The sequence below is a fragment of the Achromobacter sp. GD03932 genome, from assembly GCF_029839485.1.
GTDB lineage: Bacteria > Pseudomonadota > Gammaproteobacteria > Burkholderiales > Burkholderiaceae_B > Achromobacter > Achromobacter bronchisepticus_A.
Genome location: NZ_JAOCAT010000020.1, coordinates 71,595 through 88,067, shown reverse-complemented (window position 1 = coordinate 88,067; position 16,473 = coordinate 71,595). Strand labels below are relative to the sequence as shown.

The following is a 16,473-nucleotide window of genomic DNA, read 5'->3' as shown; positions in this document are numbered from 1 at the left end:
GCTCCCGTCCGCCCGCGGTTGCGCGCAGCGAACGAGAATGCGTCACGCCGCCGTCTGGATGCCGGCTTCGCGTATCAGGCGCGCCCACTTCTTCTGTTCTTCCTGGATGTAGCGCTGCGCCACCTCTGGAGATCCGCCCATGGCCGTGCTGCCCTCGGCGGTGAACATGGCCACGGTGGCCGGATCCGCCAGCACCTTTTCCACCACCGCATTGACGGCCCGCACGACCTCGGGCGGCGTGCCCGCCGGCGCCACCAGGGCCTTCCAGTCCAGCGCCTCGAATCCCTCGTAGCCGGACTCGGCCACGGTGGGCACATCGGGCAGGATCGCCAGCCGCGCGCGCGAGCTGACGGCCAAGGACCGCAACACCTTGCCCTTGAGCATTTCCTGGGCGGCCTGCGGCGTGGCGAACATGTAGTCCGTACTGCCGCCCAGCAAATCGTTGAGCGCCGGCGCCGCGCCGCGATATGGCACGTTCAGCACCTGGAACTTGCCCTGATAGGCGAGCAGTTCGCCCGCCAGATGGCCTACCGTGCCGGAACCCGCCAGGGCCTGCTTGATGGCGCCAGGCTCGGCCCGCGCATCCTTGATCAGGTCGGCCAAGGTCTGCCAGCGCGCGTTGGCCTTGACCACCAGCACCACCGGCAGCGACGCGATCAGGGAGACCGCCGCGAAGTCTTTTTCCGCGTCGAAGGGAATCTGCGGCATCAGGGCGGGATTGATGGCCAGGTTGGCGGTCTGGCCCAGGCCCAGCATGTAGCCATCCGGCTTGGCCTTGGCGACGAAGTCCATGCCGATGTTGCCGCCCGCGCCGGGGCGGTTTTCCACCACCACCGACCAGCCTGCCATGGCAGTGACCTTGGCCGCGATGGCGCGCGCCACGGAGTCCGTGCCTCCGCCCGGCGTGTAGGGAACGATGAGGCGCACCGGCCGCCCGTTCGGGTAGGCGGCCGCAGTCTGGGCGCGCAGCGGCAAGGCCGCGGCGCACATCGCGGCGCCCAGGAAAGCGCGGCGGGATAGCGTGATCATGGTTAGTCTCCTTGTGTGATTTGCCTTGCTTTCAAGGCCGCGATTTCGTCGTCGCGATAGCCGACGCCGCGCAGCAGCGCGTCGGTGTGTTCGCCCACCGCAGGCGGCTGCAGGCGTATTCCGGGCTGGGCGCCGCCCAGCGTGAAGGGCGCCAGCGGCGCCAGGGACTCGCGCCCGTCCTCCAGGGTGATGGGCGCGAGGCCGCCGGTAGCCGCCAAATGCGGATCGTCGAACAGTTGCTCAGGCCGCGTGATCGGCGCGAAGGGCAAACCTTCGCGCTCGAATACCGCCGCCAACTCGGCCGCGCTGCGGTCCGCCAGGTGCGAACGCAGCTGCGGCATCAGCCAGTCGCGCGCCTGCACGCGGTCGTTGTTGCTGGCCAGGCGCGGATCGGCCAGCAGCTCCGCCAGGCCGAAGGCGCGGCAGAAGATGCCCCATTGCTTGTCGCTGACCACGGCCAGGAAGATCTGTTCGCCGCCCTTGACGGTGAACACGTCGTAGATGGCCCAGGCCGAGATGCGGCTGGGCATGGGCGCCGCCGCGCGCCCGGTGACGGCGTACTGCATCATGTGCTGGCCGACCAGGAAGACGTTGTTCTCGAACAGCGAGGCCTGCACTTCCGTGCCCTCTCCCGTCTGCTCGCGCTGCGCCAGGGCCGCCATGGCGCCAATGGCGCCGAACATGCCGCCCATGATGTCGTTGACGCTGGCGCCCGCGCGCAGGGGATCGCCAGGACGCCCGGTCATGTAGGCCAGGCCGCCCATCATCTGCACGACTTCGTCCAGCGCGGTGCGGTGTTCGTAGGGTCCGGGCAGGAAGCCCTTGTGGCTGACATAGATGAGGCGGGGATTGCGTCGCTTGAGGGTGGCGTAGTCCAGGCCCAGCTTTTGCATGACGCCGGCCTTGAAGTTCTCGCTCACGATGTCGGCCGAGTCGATCAGGCGCAACGCGGCCTCTATGCCCTCGGGCTGCTTCAGGTCCAGGGCGATGCTCTTCTTGTTGCGGTTGAACATCGGGAAGAAGCCCGCCCCCGACCCCAGCAAGCGGCGCGTGCTGTCGCCGCCCACCGGTTCAACCTTGATGACCTCGGCACCCAGGTCGGCCAGCAGCATGCCGCAGGTGGGGCCCATGACCATGTGGGTGAATTCGACGACGCGGATGTGCTCGTAAGGAAGGCGCGGACTGGACATGTGCGTGGATCTTCTGCAAGTGTGGGCGGCTGCCGCAGGACCGGCGCGGCCGCATGTTTCTGATGTCGGGATCCCCGGCGCTCAAGCCTGGCCGAATCCCTTGGGCAATCCCGCGTCCGGCGTCATGCCGTAGAGGGGCTCGCCCGGAAGTCCGGCGGCAAGCGGCGCGCGCGCGGCAACGATGCCTTCCAGATCGATGCCGGTGCGCACGCCCATGGCCTCGAACATGAAGACCAGGTCTTCGGTCACGACGTTGCCGGACGCGCCCGGCGCATAGGGGCAGCCGCCCAGGCCGCCCAGCGAACTGTCGAAGGTGCGCACGCCTTCCTCCCAGGCAGCCAGGCAGTTGGCCAGGCCCAGGCCGCGCGTGTTGTGCATGTGGGCGGCGCCCGCCTTATCGCCGATTTCTGCGCGCAGGCGGCGGAACAGCCGGCGCACTTGCGCGGGATTGGCATAGCCCACGGTGTCCGACAGCCCCGATTCGTCAGCGCCCGCGGCCACGCACAGCGCCGCCAGGCGGATGACCTCGTCTTCGGGCACCGCGCCCTGCAAGGTGCAGCCGAAGGCCGTTGAAATGCCGGCCTCCAGCTTGACCGCGGGAGCCAGCTCGTCGCGCAGCCTCGCGATCGCCCGAACCTCCTCCACCATTTCTTCTGGGGTCTTGCGCACATTGGCCAGCGAATGCTCGCGGCTGGCGGAGACCGGCATCGTCAGCTTGTGGACGCCTGCCTTCAGCGCCGCCTCTGCGCCACGCAGGTTGGGCACCAGCGCCATGACCGTAAGCGCCGGATGGCGCGCCGCATGCCGCACCACCTCGGCAGCGTCCGCCATCTGCGGCAGCAGGCGCGCCGGCACGAAGGAAGCCACTTCGATTTCACGCACGCCGGCCGCGACCAGCGCATCGATCCAGCGCAGCTTGTCGGCGGTAGGCATGGTCGCCTTGACCGACTGCAAGCCATCGCGCGGGCCCACTTCGCTGATCAAGACGTCGGGGTTCCGGTCGCTGGGATGGGCCATGGCTTGATGTCTCCGAAAATTCTATCTTATAGAACGATGTTTCTTTAGATAGAATTATGGAATTCACCCGCCGCAACTGTCAAGCGCCGACTCGCCCGGGAAAACCACGAGCCACGCGCCAGGCAGCGCCTACAATGCCGTCACTCGTTCTAAAGGATGGAATATGGCCCAGCCCTGGAATCAACCCTGCGGAGCCGCGCATGCCCCGTAAAGCCGCCACGGAATCCCTGGCCGATAGCGATGCCGCCCAGGGCGGCGTGGCCGCGGTGGACCGCGCGCTCAGCCTGATGTCGGTTTACGCGCCGGGTGACAAGGCCCTGTCACTGGGAGAACTGGCCGAGCGTACGCGCCTGTACAAGAGCACGGTCCTGCGACTGCTGGCGTCGCTGGAGCACGCCGGATGGATCCAGCGCCTGGACGACGGCCGCTATGCCCTGGGTGGAGAAATCGCCCGTCTGCACGGTCTCTACGCCGCCTCGTTTTCGTTGGAAGAGGTGGTCATGCCGGTGTTGCGCGACCTGGTCGCCGCGACCGGCGAAAGCGCGGCCTATCACGTGCGCCAGGGCGATGCGCGCCTGTGCCTTTACCGCGTGGATTCGCCGCATCCGGTGCGCGACCACATCCGTGCGGGCGATTTGCTGCCGCTGGACCGCGGCAGCGGCGGGCGCGTCCTGACGGCCTACGACCCCGTGTTGGGGCGGGCGCCGGGACCGGATCAGGAACTGCATGCGCGCATCCGCGCCGACGGCTATTTCGCGGCCATGGGCGACCGCCTGGCGGAAGTGGCGGGCATTTCCGCTCCAGTCTTTCTGCTCAATGGCGAGATCGCAGCGGCGGTGACGCTGACCGCCCCCGTCCATCGTTATGTTGCCGCCCATCTGGCAGCGGTGCGGGAGGCGGCGCGGCGCCTGACCGGAAAAGTGGGCTAGCGGACGCGAAGGCCGCGAATACCGCCGGGCAGTGTAAAAAAACCGGTCCTTCCGCACGATGGACAAGCCCGAACCGGCGGATAAACAATGCATTTCCCTCCACGGCCGGAGTCCCTCCATGGCACCCGAAGCCCTGCAACTGCGGATCGACCACTTGACGGAGCTGGACCGGCGTGAACTTGCCAAATTGATGGGGGCCGATGCCGTGCGTTTCGTGGAGACGCGGCCGGCGGATGGACGCCTGGGCGAACTCGATACGCTCACCGCCATCGTCAGCATTTCGCTGGCCACCATCAACGCCGCCGGCGTTGTGCTGGCCATCTGGCTGGCCAAGGGCGGAAGGAAGGTGACGCTGCGCGACCACCTTGTGATCGAGACTGCCGAAGGCAACCGCCTGGTACGCAAGTTGGAACTGACCGGCCGATCCGAGGACGAAATCAAGGCAGAGGTCCTCAAGGAACTCCAGGCCGCATTTTCCAACGTGTCTACGTCCGCCAAGGAGCAATGAATGCGGCCGGCCGCCGGCCAGATGGACCCGGACACCAACACGGTGTTCGTCTGCGACAGCCCGGTGCGCGAGTACGTGAAATGGGCCATGCATGGCAAGCTGCCGCGCGCGCTCCTGCCCACGGTCCTGCATGAACTGACGCACCACTGGTGCCTGTCTGGTTGCGTCGGCCGCGCGCTGGCCGAACTCAGCCTGGAGTCGCAAGAACATCTGGCGGCCTCCCCCCTGTTTCCGCTCTATGCCGATGACATCGTGCTGGCGCAGTGGGACACGGTGGAGTTCGCGCGCGCGCTGCTGGAGCCGCTGCTGGAAGGCATGGCTATGTTCGCGCAGTTCGACGTCTATCCCGGACCCTCTCCGGTCCTGTCCGGCACGCTGGCCATGCTGGGACGTCTGTTTCCCCCTGAAGAAGACGAGACGGCGGCGGACGTCATCGACGCGCTGCGCCACCGGCTGATCGAATACCGCCTGTCCGACCAAGCCCTGCGCAGCAAGAGCGGATTGCTAGTGCAGGCCATGAGCAGCCGCAACGGCGGCTATCTGCTGGGCTATCTCAGCGTGAAGAACCTGTGGATGCAAGCGCGCAAGGCCTCCCCCCGCCTGGCCGACGCCGACCTGTTTCTGCTGTACTTGCGCAATCTGGTCTTCGACGACGCGGGATTCGTGGACAAGCTGCTCGACGCCGGCGCGCAGGCGCTGCACGGCACGCAAGCGTTCGACGGCCTTGCCAGCCATCTGAACGAGCGCCTCAAGCTGTTGTCGGCGCCGGATCTGGAGCAGCGCGTCGCGGAAATGGAGGAAGCGCTGGAGAAGTACTCCGACCTGGAGGGCCACGGCCGCTGCATCTACCTGGACGATCAGTTGGTCGAGGACGTCAACTGGCGCCTTTACCAGCGTTTGCGCGCCATCGCACCCGGCTTGAAGGATCTGAAGGGGCCCGACCTCAAAGGCATGACGCGGGCGGAAAAACTACATGCGATCCGCGAGTTCGGCGCGGCGCTGGACCGGGCGGCAACGGGTATCGACAAGGTGGATCCGGCTGATCTACAGCGCCTGCTCAGGATCTGGGCGCACCTGTTGCACCGCGCCATCGTGTGCTTGCGGGTAGATCAGGTGGAATGCGAAACAGGCGCCGACGGCAGATGCACGGTCTATGCGAACGGCGATCCCGTCTTCTCCGCAACCGCCCGGCCCAAGCGCAAACCCGACGGCCGCAACCCGGCCTCGCTGGCGCTCTACTACCTGCCCGACGAGTACGAGATCGCGCTGGTGTGCGTGGACGACAAGGGCGCCCTGTTCGCGCTCTTCGGGGACCGCGTTTCCGCCACGCAACAGGAAACGCTCACGCAGGCGATCCGCATCGTCCTCGGCGACCACGACCGGCGGGAAATCCTGGGCTCCTATCTGCGCATGCACGCCGGCTTGCGCGACGAACCGCTGCTGCGGCCGGGCGCGGTCGCGCGCCTGGCCGAACACTTCTACTTCAACCATGCGATGCGCTTCGTGGTCGACGCCCATCTGGACGCCTGCCTGAAAACGTTGCGCACCGACGGACTCTGGCAGATCCTGGACGAAGAAGGAAGCCATGTGAACGCAATGGCGGCCTTGGGACTGATCCAGTCCTGGACCTCGGACGAGACCTGCATCCGGGCCTTGCTGCAGCATCGGGAAATGGACTTCGATGAAGTCACCGCGCGACTCTCCCAGGCCCAGGCCGCCCACGGCCTGCCCTTGATCCATGAGGGCAAGCGCAGGGTCTTTCTCTGACGCAAGCCGCCCACGGCAATCAGGGCAGCTGCCCGCCCGGCAGCACCAGCTTCTCCAGATAATCCAGATCCTCGCGCACCAGCCGCAAGGACTCGCTTACGTCCGGCGACCTGGGACGCCGGGAGGCGTCGCGCAGCAATGACTGCACCGCCATGTCGGCCATGATGGCCGCGACTTCGGCGCGGCTCAGGCGGCCGTCGGGCTTGTACCACCACGCCGACCAGTTGCACATGCCGATGAGGCTGAAGGCGGCGACGTGCGGATCGACCATGCGGAATTGGCCGTCGCGGATGCCGTTTTCGATGACGCGGCTGAAGTTCTCCAGCACGTTGCGGCGCGACGCCTGCACCGCGGCGCGCTGCTTGGGCGTCATGTCGGCCTCGGTCCGGTCGGCCACGCGGAACTCGGCGGTGCGCGACAGGATCAGGTCGGCATGCCGCGTGACCAGCGCGCGCAGCGCCTCGACTGGATCCAGGTCCTCGCGGGTGGCGGTCTCGCCGGCCATTTTCTTGGCCGCGCTCAGCACGTCCTCGGTCAACGAACGCAGGATCTCGTCCTTGCTCTTGAAGTAGTAATAGACCGCGGTGCGGCTCAGGCCCAGGGATTCGGCGATGTCCTGGATGCTGGTGCCGCCGCTGCCGCGCTTGATGAATAGCGTGGCAGCGGCGTCGAGTATGGCGGTGCGCAGCGCTTCGCCCTTCAGCGCTCCCTTGGTGCTTGCGTCGTTCACGTTGCGATGTTCCTCGAATGGACCGTCCGGGACGGCCCCGTCCCGAAATTATGGCATGCGCGTTTACGTCCCCAACCCGCGCCCGCCGGCGTTCTCCCGTGGCTGAGTCCCTAATTTTTGACGCTACTGTCAGTTTTTTAAATTTAATTGACACTAAAGTCAAATATTCGTCTAATACGTCAAACCGAGGTCCCAGGACCATCGCCACAGGAGACGAATGTGACTACCGCCGCCCCCTCCAGCCAGATCACCGCCGGCTTTCTCAACACCGATTGGAATCCGCGCGACCTGCCCGCCGGCGCCTCGACCCGCAACGTCGTGCTGCGCACCGCGGACGGCGCCGCCACCTCCGGATCGCTGTACCAGCCGGCCGGCCCCCGTCCCGACACCGTGGTCTGCGTGATGCATCCGCGCGAGTTCATGGCCTGCCACTACCTGATCCCCGACATCGTCGGCGCCGGTCTTGCGGCGTGGTCGCAAGGCGCGCGCTCGGTCGGCAACGATCTCAGGCTGGAACACGAACAGGCGCTGCAGGACGTGGCCGCCGGCCTGCGCTTCCTGCGCGAGCAGGGTTTCAAGAAGATCGTGCTGCTGGGCAATTCCGGCGGCGCCGGCCTGTACGCGTTCTATGCGCAGCAGGCCGGCCTGCCCGCCGGCGAGCGCGTCGCCCGCACCCCGGGCGGCAAGCCCAGCGGGCTGGATGAACTGGACATGCCCGAGGTGCATGGCCTGGTGCTGGTGGGTCCGCATCCGGGCCAGGGTTCGCTGCTGCTGAATTGCATCGACCCCTCTGTCGCCGACGAGAACGACGCGCTGTCGGCGGCGCCGGACCTGGATCCGCTGGCGCCCGAGAACGGCTACCGGCCCAAGGGCCAGGCGCGCTATGCGCCGGAGTTCGTCGCCCGCTACCGCCAGGCGCAGCGCGACCGCGTGGCGCGCCTGGACGCGCAGGCGCGGCAAATGATCGCCGACCGCCTGGCGGCCCGCGCCGACCTCAAGAGCGGCGCCGACACATCCGCCGCACGCCGCCGCCAGGCCGCGCACACGCCGGTGCTGGTGGTCTGGCGCACCGACGCCGACCTGCGCTGCCTGGACCTCAGCCTGGATCCTTCCGACCGCCACCCGGGTTCGCTGTGGGGCAAGGATCCCTACGCGTCGAACTATGGCGCCGTCGGCTTCGCCCGCTTCTGCACGCCCGAGAGCTGGCTGTCGACCTGGTCCGGCCTGTCTTCCAACGCCAGCATGGCGCGCACCGCCGGCGGCATCAATCAGCCCACCCTGATCGTCGAATACACCGGCGACCAGGCCTGTTTCCCTTCCGACGTGCGCGCCATCCACGACGCCATCCCCGCGCCGGACAAGACCCACCTGCGCATCCGCGGCGACCACCACGGCCGCGCGCTGGTCGAAGGCGAAGAACCCGGGCGCTACGCGGCCGGCCGCGAACTGGCCGCCTGGCTGCGCCAACGTTTCCTGTAATCCGAATGCCGACGGAGCAAGTCATGACTGCAACTCCCAAGACCCCCGCCCCCCTGCGCCTGCACGGCGTGGACCATACGGCGCGGCCCACCTGGCGCCTGCGCGAAACGGTCGCCTTCTACCGCGACATCCTCGGCCTGCCGCTGGTGCATGTGATCTCGGCGCGCGGCTGGGGTCCCGCCACGCACCCGGACTTCCTGCATTTCTTCTTCGACAGCGGCCAGGGCAGCACCATCGCGTTCTTCTATTACCTGGGCTCGGACGAACCCGAAGCGCTGCGCGGACGCAGCCGCATGCGGCCGCTGCCCGAAGACCATGTGTTCGACGCCACGCATACCGCCTGGCTGGTGGAAAGCGAGGACGAGCTCAAGGCCTGGAAGCAGAAGCTGCAGGATGCCGGGCTGGAAGTCTCGGTCGAAACCCGCCATGAAGTGATCGAATCCATCTACGTACGCGATCCCAACGGCTATTTCATCGAATTCACACGCAAGCTGCGGCCCCTGGGCGAAGTCGACGCGATCGACGCCGCCTTGACGCTGCAGGCGGCCATGCAGGCCGAAGCCGATGCGGAATCGGCTGGCGGACGCATCCAGCACATCGACGACGTCTGGGCGCGCAAGGCGGCGCTGCTGCAAGACAGGCTGGAGCTGGCCGATGGCGGCGCCGAGCCGCCCGTGCGGATCTTCGTGCCGCGCGTCGAGGAGTTTTCGTCCCTGGTCGAGGACGCCTCGGGACGCGAAAACTGCACCGTGGTGCCGGGCGAGCATTTCGACTGCATCGTTTCCGACGGCCCGGTGGAGTTCCAGCGCAAGGCCCTGGGGCTCAAGCCCGCCGTCTGGTATGGCTTGTTCACTGGCGGCGTCAGCGGCACGATCGACGTATTGGATCGGGACCGCGTCCGGATCTCGGCCGCGCGCCACTGAGACACGGGCCAGGAGGAGACCATCATGCGAGATATACGCCACCCCATAGAGGGCGTGATCTACCACCACCCCGAGCGCGCCCGCCAGTATTTCGCCAGCGGCGCCTGGGAGCATTCGACCGTGGGCGCGGCGCTGCACGCCACGGCCCGGCGCTGCCCCGAACGCACCGCGCTGATCATCGACGAAGGCAGCCTGAGCTTTCGCGAACTGGACGAACAGACCGACCGGCTGGCCGCCGCCTTGCTGAAGCTGGGCCTGGCGCCCGCGGACCGCGCCATCTTCCAGATGGGCACCACGCTTGAAACCGCGCTGGCCTTGCTGGCCTGCTACAAGGCAGGGATCGTCCCGGTCTGTTCGTTGCCGCAGCACCGCGAGCTGGAGATCGGCCAGCTCTCGCGCCAGACCCGCGCCCGCGGCTATTTCGTGCAGGCCGACTTCGGCAAGTTCGATCTGCCGGCCTTTGCCGCCGGCATGCTGGCCGCCAGCGACACGCTGGAACACCTGGTCGTGGCGCGCGGCGACTCGCCGCATGGCGAGTCCCTGCATGCCCTGCTCGATGCGATGCCGCTGGCCGAGGCCCGCCTCATCCTGGCGGACCAGGGACCCGGCTGCGAGGACGTGCTGAGCTTCCAGCTGTCGGGCGGCACGACCGGCATGCCCAAGATCATCCCGCGCTTCCACGCCGAGTATCTGGGCCATTCGCTGGCCTGCGCCCGGCGCTACAAGATGCAGGACGACGACCGCATCATCTGGGCGCTGCCCCTGCTGCACAACGCGGCCCAGGTCTATGTGCTGATCCCCGTCATCGCCATGGGCGTGTCCGCGGTGCTGATGCCGCGGGTCGACGTGCCGCGCATGCTGGAGCTGATCGAACGCCACCGCGTCACCCGCGCCATGTCCATCGGGCCGATAGCGCCGCAGATCATGGCCTTTCCCGACCTGGCGAACTACGACCTGTCCTCCTTGCGCCTGTTCATCACCATGAGCGCTGCGGACCGCCTCGAAGCGCATCTGAACGTGCCCTGCTCCAACCTGTTCGGCATCACGGAAGGACTGCTGCTGGGCTCGCCCGCCGACGCGTCCGAGTACGAGCGGCACCATACGCAAGGCCGCTCGGGCTGTCCCGAGGACGACATCCGCCTGCTGGCGCCCGGCACCGAGGAACCGGTGGCCGAAGGCCAGATGGGCGAACTCTGCTTCCGCGGCCCCGCCACGCTGCCCGGATTCTTCGATGCCCCGGCGGCGAACGCCTCGGCCTATACCTCGGACGGCTATTACCGCACCGGCGACATGATGACGGCGCGCCTGGTCGATGGCGCAACCTGCTACGCCTTCGAAGGCCGCCTGCGCGACAACATCAACCGCGGCGGCGAGAAGATCGGCTGCGAGGAAGTCGAGGCGCTGGTCGGCGCGCATCCCGCGATTTCCGAAGCGCGCCTGGTGGCCATGCCCGACCCCTTCTACGGCGAGAAAGGCTGCATCTTCATCATCGTCCGGCCTGGCCACGCGGCGCCCGGCCTGACGGAACTGGCGGACTTCCTCACGGGCCAGGGGCTCGCCAAATACAAATGCCCCGAACGCATCGAGCAGATCGAAGCCTTCCCCGTCACCAAGGTCGGCAAGCTCGACAAGGCCGCCCTGCGCCATAGCGTCGCGGAAATGCTCAATCAGGAAGCCGCAAAGGCCCGGGAGAACGGCAATGACCAGCACTGAATACGTCTTGAGCGAAACGCCTTTCATCGTGCGCCGCCGCGTCAAATGGGGCGACTGCGATCCCGCCGGCGTGGTCTACACCGTCACTTTTGGCGAATACGTGCTGTCAGCGGCCGAACTGTTCTACGGCCACCTGTTCAACGGCACGCCGCAGCGCATCAAGGATGAGCACGGCTTCGGCACGCCGACGCGCGCGCTGTCCTTCGACTTCCAGGCCTCGCTGTGGCCCGACGAGGAATTCGACATGTGCGTCAGGGTCGAGGAAATCCGCACCCGCACCTACACCCTGCACGTGGCCGGCAGCGTGCGCGGCCAGCCGGCGTTCGACGCCAGGCTGACCCCGATCTGCGTGGCGCGCGGCGAACGGCGCGCCATCGAAGTGCCCGCCGCGCTGCGCGGCGCGCTGCAGTCATATCAGCAAGCCTGCGCGCAGGCCGAAGCAAACAGGAGTGAAGCCAAATGAAGATCGCCGTCATCGGAGCCGGCCCCGCCGGCCTGTACTTTTCGCTGCTCGCCAAGAAGCATGCGCCGCAGCATGAAATCACCGTGTACGAACGGAACCCGCGCGGCGCCACCTACGGCTGGGGCGTGGTGTTCTCGGACATCGGCCTGTCCTTCCTGCGCGAAGCCGACCCGGAATTCTTCAAGGCCTTTGTCGCGCACCACGAACGCTGCGACTACATGGAAATCATCCATCAGGGCGCCCGCGTGCAGGTCCAGGGCAACCATTTCTCGCGCACGGCCCGCATCGACATGCTGGAAGTCCTGGAGCGCGCCTGCCTGGACGCGGGCGTCAAGATCCTGCATGAACAGCGGATCGACGACGTGGAACGGCTGGCCGCGGAAGTGGACATGGTGGTGGCCGCCGACGGCAGCAACAGCGCCGTGCGCAAGCAGTACGCCGAACACTTCCGGCCGAGCTTCGAACGCCGCCGCAACAAGTTCGCCTGGTACGGCACGCGCCAGCGCTTTCATCCGGTGTCGCTGATCTTCCGCGAAACGGACCACGGCATCTTCATCGCGCACAGCTACCAGTACAGCAAGGACCTCAGCACCTTCCTGGTGGAAGTGGACCCGGACACCTGGCAACGCGCCGGCCTGGACGCGGCCAGCGAGGACGCAAGCCGCCGCTATTGCGCAGAAGTATTCCGCGCCGACCTGGGCGCCAACGAACTGCTGGGCAACCGTTCGCTCTGGTTCGAAGCCAACATCGTGCGCAATGAGCGCTGGTCGCACCGCAACATCGTCCTGCTTGGCGACGCGTTGCGCACCGTGCATTTCTCGCTCGGCTCCGGCACCCGCATGGCAATGCAGGACGCGATCGCGCTGCATCAAGGCCTCACGCAGCATCCCGACGACACGCAGGCCGCGTTCGCGCACTTCGAGGCGCAGCGCCGCCCGGCTTCGTCCAACTTCCAGAGCGCCGCCGCGCGCAGCCTGGACTGGTACGAGAACGTGGCCGACAAGATGCACCTGGACCCGGTGTCCTTCGCCTACGACTACATGCGCCGCACGGGCCAGGTCAGCCACGACGACCTGCGCCAGCGCGATCCGGGCTTCGCCGCGGCCTACGAGGCGCTGCACCCGGAGGCGGCGGCCGTGTCCTGAGCGGCGCACTGTTTTGTTGTGAGTACCCGGCCGCGGCGCACCCGCGCTTGCGGCCTCAACGATAAGCGGCGCGGGGAAGCGCCGCAAAAACCATCCATGGAAAGTGGAGGAGACATGAAAAATACTCTTTGGTGCCTGGCGCTGACTGGCGCCCTGGCCTGCGCCTCGGCACAGGCCCAATCCGACAAGTACCCCGAACGGCCGGTGCGCATCGTGCTGCCCTATTCGGTGGGCAGCGGCCCCGACGCCGTCGCCCGCATGCTGGGCGAACAGCTCACGGCGGCCTGGAAGCAGCCGCTCATCGTCGAGAACAAGCCTGGCGCCAACGGCTGGCTGGCGATCGGCGAGGTCAAGCGCGCCACGCCCGACGGCTACTCGCTGGCGGTGGTGGACAACACCCACATGACGCTGCAACCACAGCTCTACCGCAGCCTGCCCTTCGATCCGGTCAAGGATTTCGTCCCGGTGGCGCCGATCTACACCACCCATTTCTTCATGGTGGTGTCGGCCTCGTCCCCCTGGAACAACGTCACCGACCTGATCGCGGCGGCCAAGGCCCAGCCCGGCAAGCTGACCTACGGCACCTGGGGCATGGGCAGCGTGGCGCACGTGGGCACCTCCATGTTCCAGACCGCCACGCAGACCAGCATGACGCACGTGCCCTTCAAGGACCTGGCCCAGCTCTACACGGCGGTGGCCAATGGCGAAGTCGATTGGGCTTTCGGCACGGCGGCCACGGTGCAGAACCTGTACCAGGCCAAGCGCGTCAAGCTGCTGGCGCTGGCGGCGCCGTCCCGCCTGGGTTCCTACGCGGACGTGCCCACGGTCAGCGAGGCCGGCGGCCCCAAGGACTTCGAGTTGAAAACCTGGGTCGCGGCCTTCGCGCCCAAGGGCACGCCGGATGCCGTGGTCAAGCGCATCAACGCCGCCATCGCCCAGGCCGTGGTCACGCCCGCCGTGCGCAAACGCTTCGAAACCTATGGCTTCGACGCCTGGCCGCAGGACGCCGCCGCGCTGGCCCAGGCCCGCGACGCCGATTCGGCGCGCTTTGCGGCCGTGGTCAAAGAGGCCAATATCTCGCTGGACTGAGGCACCGTCCCGGGGCTGCCCGCGGCGGCCCCGCTACCCTTCCGGCGCCTTGGGAGTGGCCGTCAGCCGCTGCGCCATGAACTCCAGGAATTCGCGCGCCAGCGCCGGCAAGGTCCGGCCCTGCAAGGTCAGGACCTGGATGCTCCGCTGCCGCATTTCCGGATTGCTGAACGGCACCGCCGCCAAGCCCTCGCCGTCGCGCTGTCCCAGCATCGTCAGGTAGCCCGACAGCGCCACGATGTCGCTGCCCGGCAGCATGGGCAGGAAGGCCGCGGAATGATTGGACACATAGGCCGGCTCGATATGCAGCCCGGCATTGGCGCAGGCCGCGTCGAACAGCTGCCGCACGGTGGTGCCATGGTCGCCCAGCGACAGCGGCACCTTGGTCAGGTCGCGCACGCTCAGGCTGCGGCGGCTGGCCAGCGGGTGGTTGCGGCACATGACCGCATAGACCGGCGCGCGCACCAGCAATTCGGTCTTGAGCCGGTCGTCCTGCGCGGTGGTGTAGCGCAGCGCCAGCTGCGACAGGCCTTCCAGGATCTGCCGGCTGACCTCCTCGGGGCGCTCCACATGCAGATGGAAGCGGGCCTCGGGCCGCACCCGCTTGAACTCGGCCATGCACATGGGCAGGAATCGGTGGGCGAAACCCTCGGTGCAGGCCAGGCGTATAGTCACGTCGCCCAGGTGGCTGCGCTGGCGGATCTCGGTGGTGACGCGCTCGGCTTCCAGCGCGGCGGCATTGGCGTACGCCGCCAGTTGGCGGCCGGCCTCGCTCAGTTCCATGCCGCGCGCCTGCCGCTCGAACAGCGCGATGCCCAGCCCGTCCTCCAGCTTGGCGATCTGCCGGCTGACGGCCGAGGCCGCCACGTGCTGCGCCGCCGCGGCGCCCGCGATGGAGCCGCAGCGCGCGACCTCCAGGAAGTACCTCAAGCCCAGCGAAATCATGACGGCCCCTCTTACCCATGCCTTTATAGCAACGAAAGAATGCTAATTATCTAATTGTGGCATGTTATGAAGCGTAATAACTTTGTGCCTCCCTCAGCATCCCAGCCGCCCAAGTGACCCGCGAACAAGCCCTGCTCCAAGCCGTTCAAGCCTACGACAATGGCGACCTGCATGCCGCGCTGGCCCGTCGCGTCGCCTACGCGACGGAAAGCGAAGTGCCCGACCAGGCGCCGGCCCAGCATGCCTACCTCAATGAAGAACTGCTGCCCTTGCTCAAGGAGCTGGGCTTCGCCTGCGAGGTGCATCCCAATCCCTCGGGCGCCGACCTGCCCATCCTGGTGGCGCGGCGCATCGAGCAGGCCGGCCTGCCCACGGTGCTGATGTACGGCCATGGCGACGTGGTGCGCGGCAATGCCGCCCGTTGGGAAGCCGGCCGCGATCCTTGGCGCCTGCAGGTCGAGGGTGACCGCTGGTACGGGCGCGGCACCGCCGACAACAAGGGCCAGCACAGCATCAACCTGGAAGCCTTGCGCCAGGTCATCGCCGCGCGCGGCGGCGCGCTGGGCTTCAACGCGATCTGGCTGATCGAAACCGGCGAGGAAGCGGGTTCGCCCGGACTGGCCGCCTTCTGCGAGGCGCAGCGCGAGGCCCTGGCGGCGGACGTGTTCATCGCCAGCGACGGCCCGCGCCTGAGCGCCCGGCGTCCCACCCTGTTCATGGGCTCGCGCGGCGCGGTGAACTTCGAATTGAAGCTGCGTGCGCGCGAACGCGGCTATCACTCGGGCAACTGGGGCGGCCTGCTGGCCAACCCCGCCATCGTGCTGGCGCATGCCATCGCCACGCTGGTGGACGCGCGCGGCCGCATCACGGTGCCCGGCCTGCGTCCGCCCCCCATCCCGGACGCGGTGGCCGAGGCGCTGGCCGACCTGGAAGTCGGCGGCGGCGAGGACGACCCCGACATCAACGCCTGGTGGGGCGAACCCGGGCTGAGCGCGCCCGAAAAAGTGTTCGGCTGGAACAGCCTGGACGTCCTGACCTTTGGCGCCGGCGATCCGGCCAAGCCGGTCAACGCCATCCCGCCCGAAGCCGTGGCCTGGTGTCAACTGCGTTTCGTGGTGGGCACGGACTGGCGGGCGCTGGAAACGCATGTAAAGGAGCATCTGCGCGCGGCGGGCTTCGAGGACGTGCAAGTGCGCATCGGCATGCAGGCCGGCGCCACCCGCCTGTCGCCCGACAATCCCTGGGTGCGTTGGGCCGCGGCCTCGCTGGAACGCAGCACCGGCAAGCGGCCGGCGCTGTTGCCGAACCTGGGCGGTTCCCTGCCCAACGACATCTTCGCCGACCAGCTGGGCCTGCCCACCTTGTGGGTGCCGCATTCCTATCCCGCCTGCGCCCAGCACGCACCCAACGAACACCTGCTGGGCAGCGTCGCCCGCGAGGGGTTGGCCATCATGGCCGGCCTGTTCTGGGACCTGGGCGACCAGGGCAGCGCCCTGCGCCTGGCGGCCACAACTCCGTCTTCCAACACCAAGTGACCGGGATCTCC

General features: G+C 67.6%; 15 protein-coding genes. 10 read left to right on the top strand and 5 right to left on the bottom strand.

What is annotated here, in order from left to right; genetic code table 11:
* Positions 1–42: 42 nt before the first annotated feature.
* The 3 genes from N5C88_RS19225 to N5C88_RS19215 form a co-directional block, all read right to left on the bottom strand.
* Positions 43–1,029, bottom strand: coding sequence for a tripartite tricarboxylate transporter substrate-binding protein (locus tag N5C88_RS19225; protein ID WP_251880375.1), 987 nt, complete (start codon positions 1,027–1,029; stop codon positions 43–45).
* Between the two features lie 2 nt (positions 1,030–1,031).
* Positions 1,032–2,219, bottom strand: coding sequence for a CaiB/BaiF CoA-transferase family protein (locus N5C88_RS19220; RefSeq protein ID WP_280016010.1), 1,188 nt, complete (start codon positions 2,217–2,219; stop codon positions 1,032–1,034).
* An 81-nt stretch (positions 2,220–2,300) separates the two neighbouring features.
* Positions 2,301–3,236 (bottom strand): hydroxymethylglutaryl-CoA lyase, encoded by a 936-nt coding sequence (locus tag N5C88_RS19215; RefSeq protein ID WP_118931919.1) that lies wholly within the window; start codon positions 3,234–3,236, stop codon positions 2,301–2,303.
* Between the two features lie 200 nt (positions 3,237–3,436).
* On the opposite strand from N5C88_RS19215, the gene N5C88_RS19210 reads away from it, so the two are divergent.
* The 3 genes from N5C88_RS19210 to N5C88_RS19200 all read left to right on the top strand — a co-directional run bounded on the left by N5C88_RS19210 (position 3,437) and on the right by N5C88_RS19200 (position 6,440).
* Complete coding sequence (locus tag N5C88_RS19210) at positions 3,437–4,165, top strand: IclR family transcriptional regulator (RefSeq protein WP_118931918.1); 729 nt, start codon at positions 3,437–3,439, stop codon at positions 4,163–4,165.
* A 118-nt stretch (positions 4,166–4,283) separates the two neighbouring features.
* The gene (locus N5C88_RS19205; RefSeq protein WP_280016009.1) at positions 4,284–4,673 is read left to right on the top strand and encodes a hypothetical protein; all 390 of its coding nucleotides are present in this window, start codon (positions 4,284–4,286) and stop codon (positions 4,671–4,673) included.
* Positions 4,674–6,440 (top strand): hypothetical protein, encoded by a 1,767-nt coding sequence (locus N5C88_RS19200; RefSeq protein ID WP_059379651.1) that lies wholly within the window; start codon positions 4,674–4,676, stop codon positions 6,438–6,440.
* Positions 6,441–6,459: 19 nt separating this feature from the next.
* On the opposite strand, the gene N5C88_RS19195 is transcribed toward N5C88_RS19200, so the two are convergent.
* Positions 6,460–7,170 carry a TetR/AcrR family transcriptional regulator gene (locus tag N5C88_RS19195; protein ID WP_059379650.1) on the bottom strand — a complete coding sequence of 237 codons (711 nt, stop codon included), beginning with the start codon at positions 7,168–7,170 and terminating at the stop codon, positions 6,460–6,462.
* A 219-nt stretch (positions 7,171–7,389) separates the two neighbouring features.
* On the opposite strand from N5C88_RS19195, the gene N5C88_RS19190 reads away from it, so the two are divergent.
* The 6 genes from N5C88_RS19190 (at position 7,390) to N5C88_RS19165 (ending at position 13,982) form a co-directional block, all read left to right on the top strand.
* Complete coding sequence (locus N5C88_RS19190; protein WP_059379649.1) at positions 7,390–8,649, top strand: alpha/beta hydrolase; 1,260 nt, start codon at positions 7,390–7,392, stop codon at positions 8,647–8,649.
* Between the two features lie 23 nt (positions 8,650–8,672).
* Positions 8,673–9,572 carry a VOC family protein gene (locus tag N5C88_RS19185; RefSeq protein WP_280016008.1) on the top strand — a complete coding sequence of 300 codons (900 nt, stop codon included), beginning with the start codon at positions 8,673–8,675 and terminating at the stop codon, positions 9,570–9,572.
* A 24-nt stretch (positions 9,573–9,596) separates the two neighbouring features.
* Positions 9,597–11,285 carry an AMP-binding protein gene (locus N5C88_RS19180; protein ID WP_280016007.1) on the top strand — a complete coding sequence of 563 codons (1,689 nt, stop codon included), beginning with the start codon at positions 9,597–9,599 and terminating at the stop codon, positions 11,283–11,285.
* Entirely contained in the window at positions 11,272–11,748 is a 477-nt protein-coding gene (locus N5C88_RS19175; RefSeq protein WP_059379646.1) for a thioesterase family protein, read from the top strand. The genes N5C88_RS19180 and N5C88_RS19175 overlap by 14 nt, the downstream gene beginning before the upstream one ends.
* Entirely contained in the window at positions 11,745–12,893 is a 1,149-nt protein-coding gene (locus tag N5C88_RS19170) for an FAD-dependent monooxygenase (protein ID WP_280016006.1), read from the top strand. The genes N5C88_RS19175 and N5C88_RS19170 overlap by 4 nt, the downstream gene beginning before the upstream one ends.
* A 114-nt stretch (positions 12,894–13,007) precedes the next feature.
* Entirely contained in the window at positions 13,008–13,982 is a 975-nt protein-coding gene (locus N5C88_RS19165) for a tripartite tricarboxylate transporter substrate binding protein (RefSeq protein ID WP_059379644.1), read from the top strand.
* A 33-nt stretch (positions 13,983–14,015) separates the two neighbouring features.
* On the opposite strand, the gene N5C88_RS19160 is transcribed toward N5C88_RS19165, so the two are convergent.
* The gene (locus N5C88_RS19160; RefSeq protein WP_059379643.1) at positions 14,016–14,927 is read right to left on the bottom strand and encodes a LysR family transcriptional regulator; all 912 of its coding nucleotides are present in this window, start codon (positions 14,925–14,927) and stop codon (positions 14,016–14,018) included.
* A 113-nt stretch (positions 14,928–15,040) separates the two neighbouring features.
* Here N5C88_RS19160 and N5C88_RS19155 point away from each other — a divergent pair, with 113 nt between their 5' ends.
* Positions 15,041–16,462: a M20 family metallopeptidase gene (locus N5C88_RS19155; protein WP_280016005.1), complete on the top strand. Its 1,422-nt coding sequence runs from the start codon at positions 15,041–15,043 to the stop codon at positions 16,460–16,462.
* The last annotated feature ends 11 nt before the right edge of the window (positions 16,463–16,473 follow it).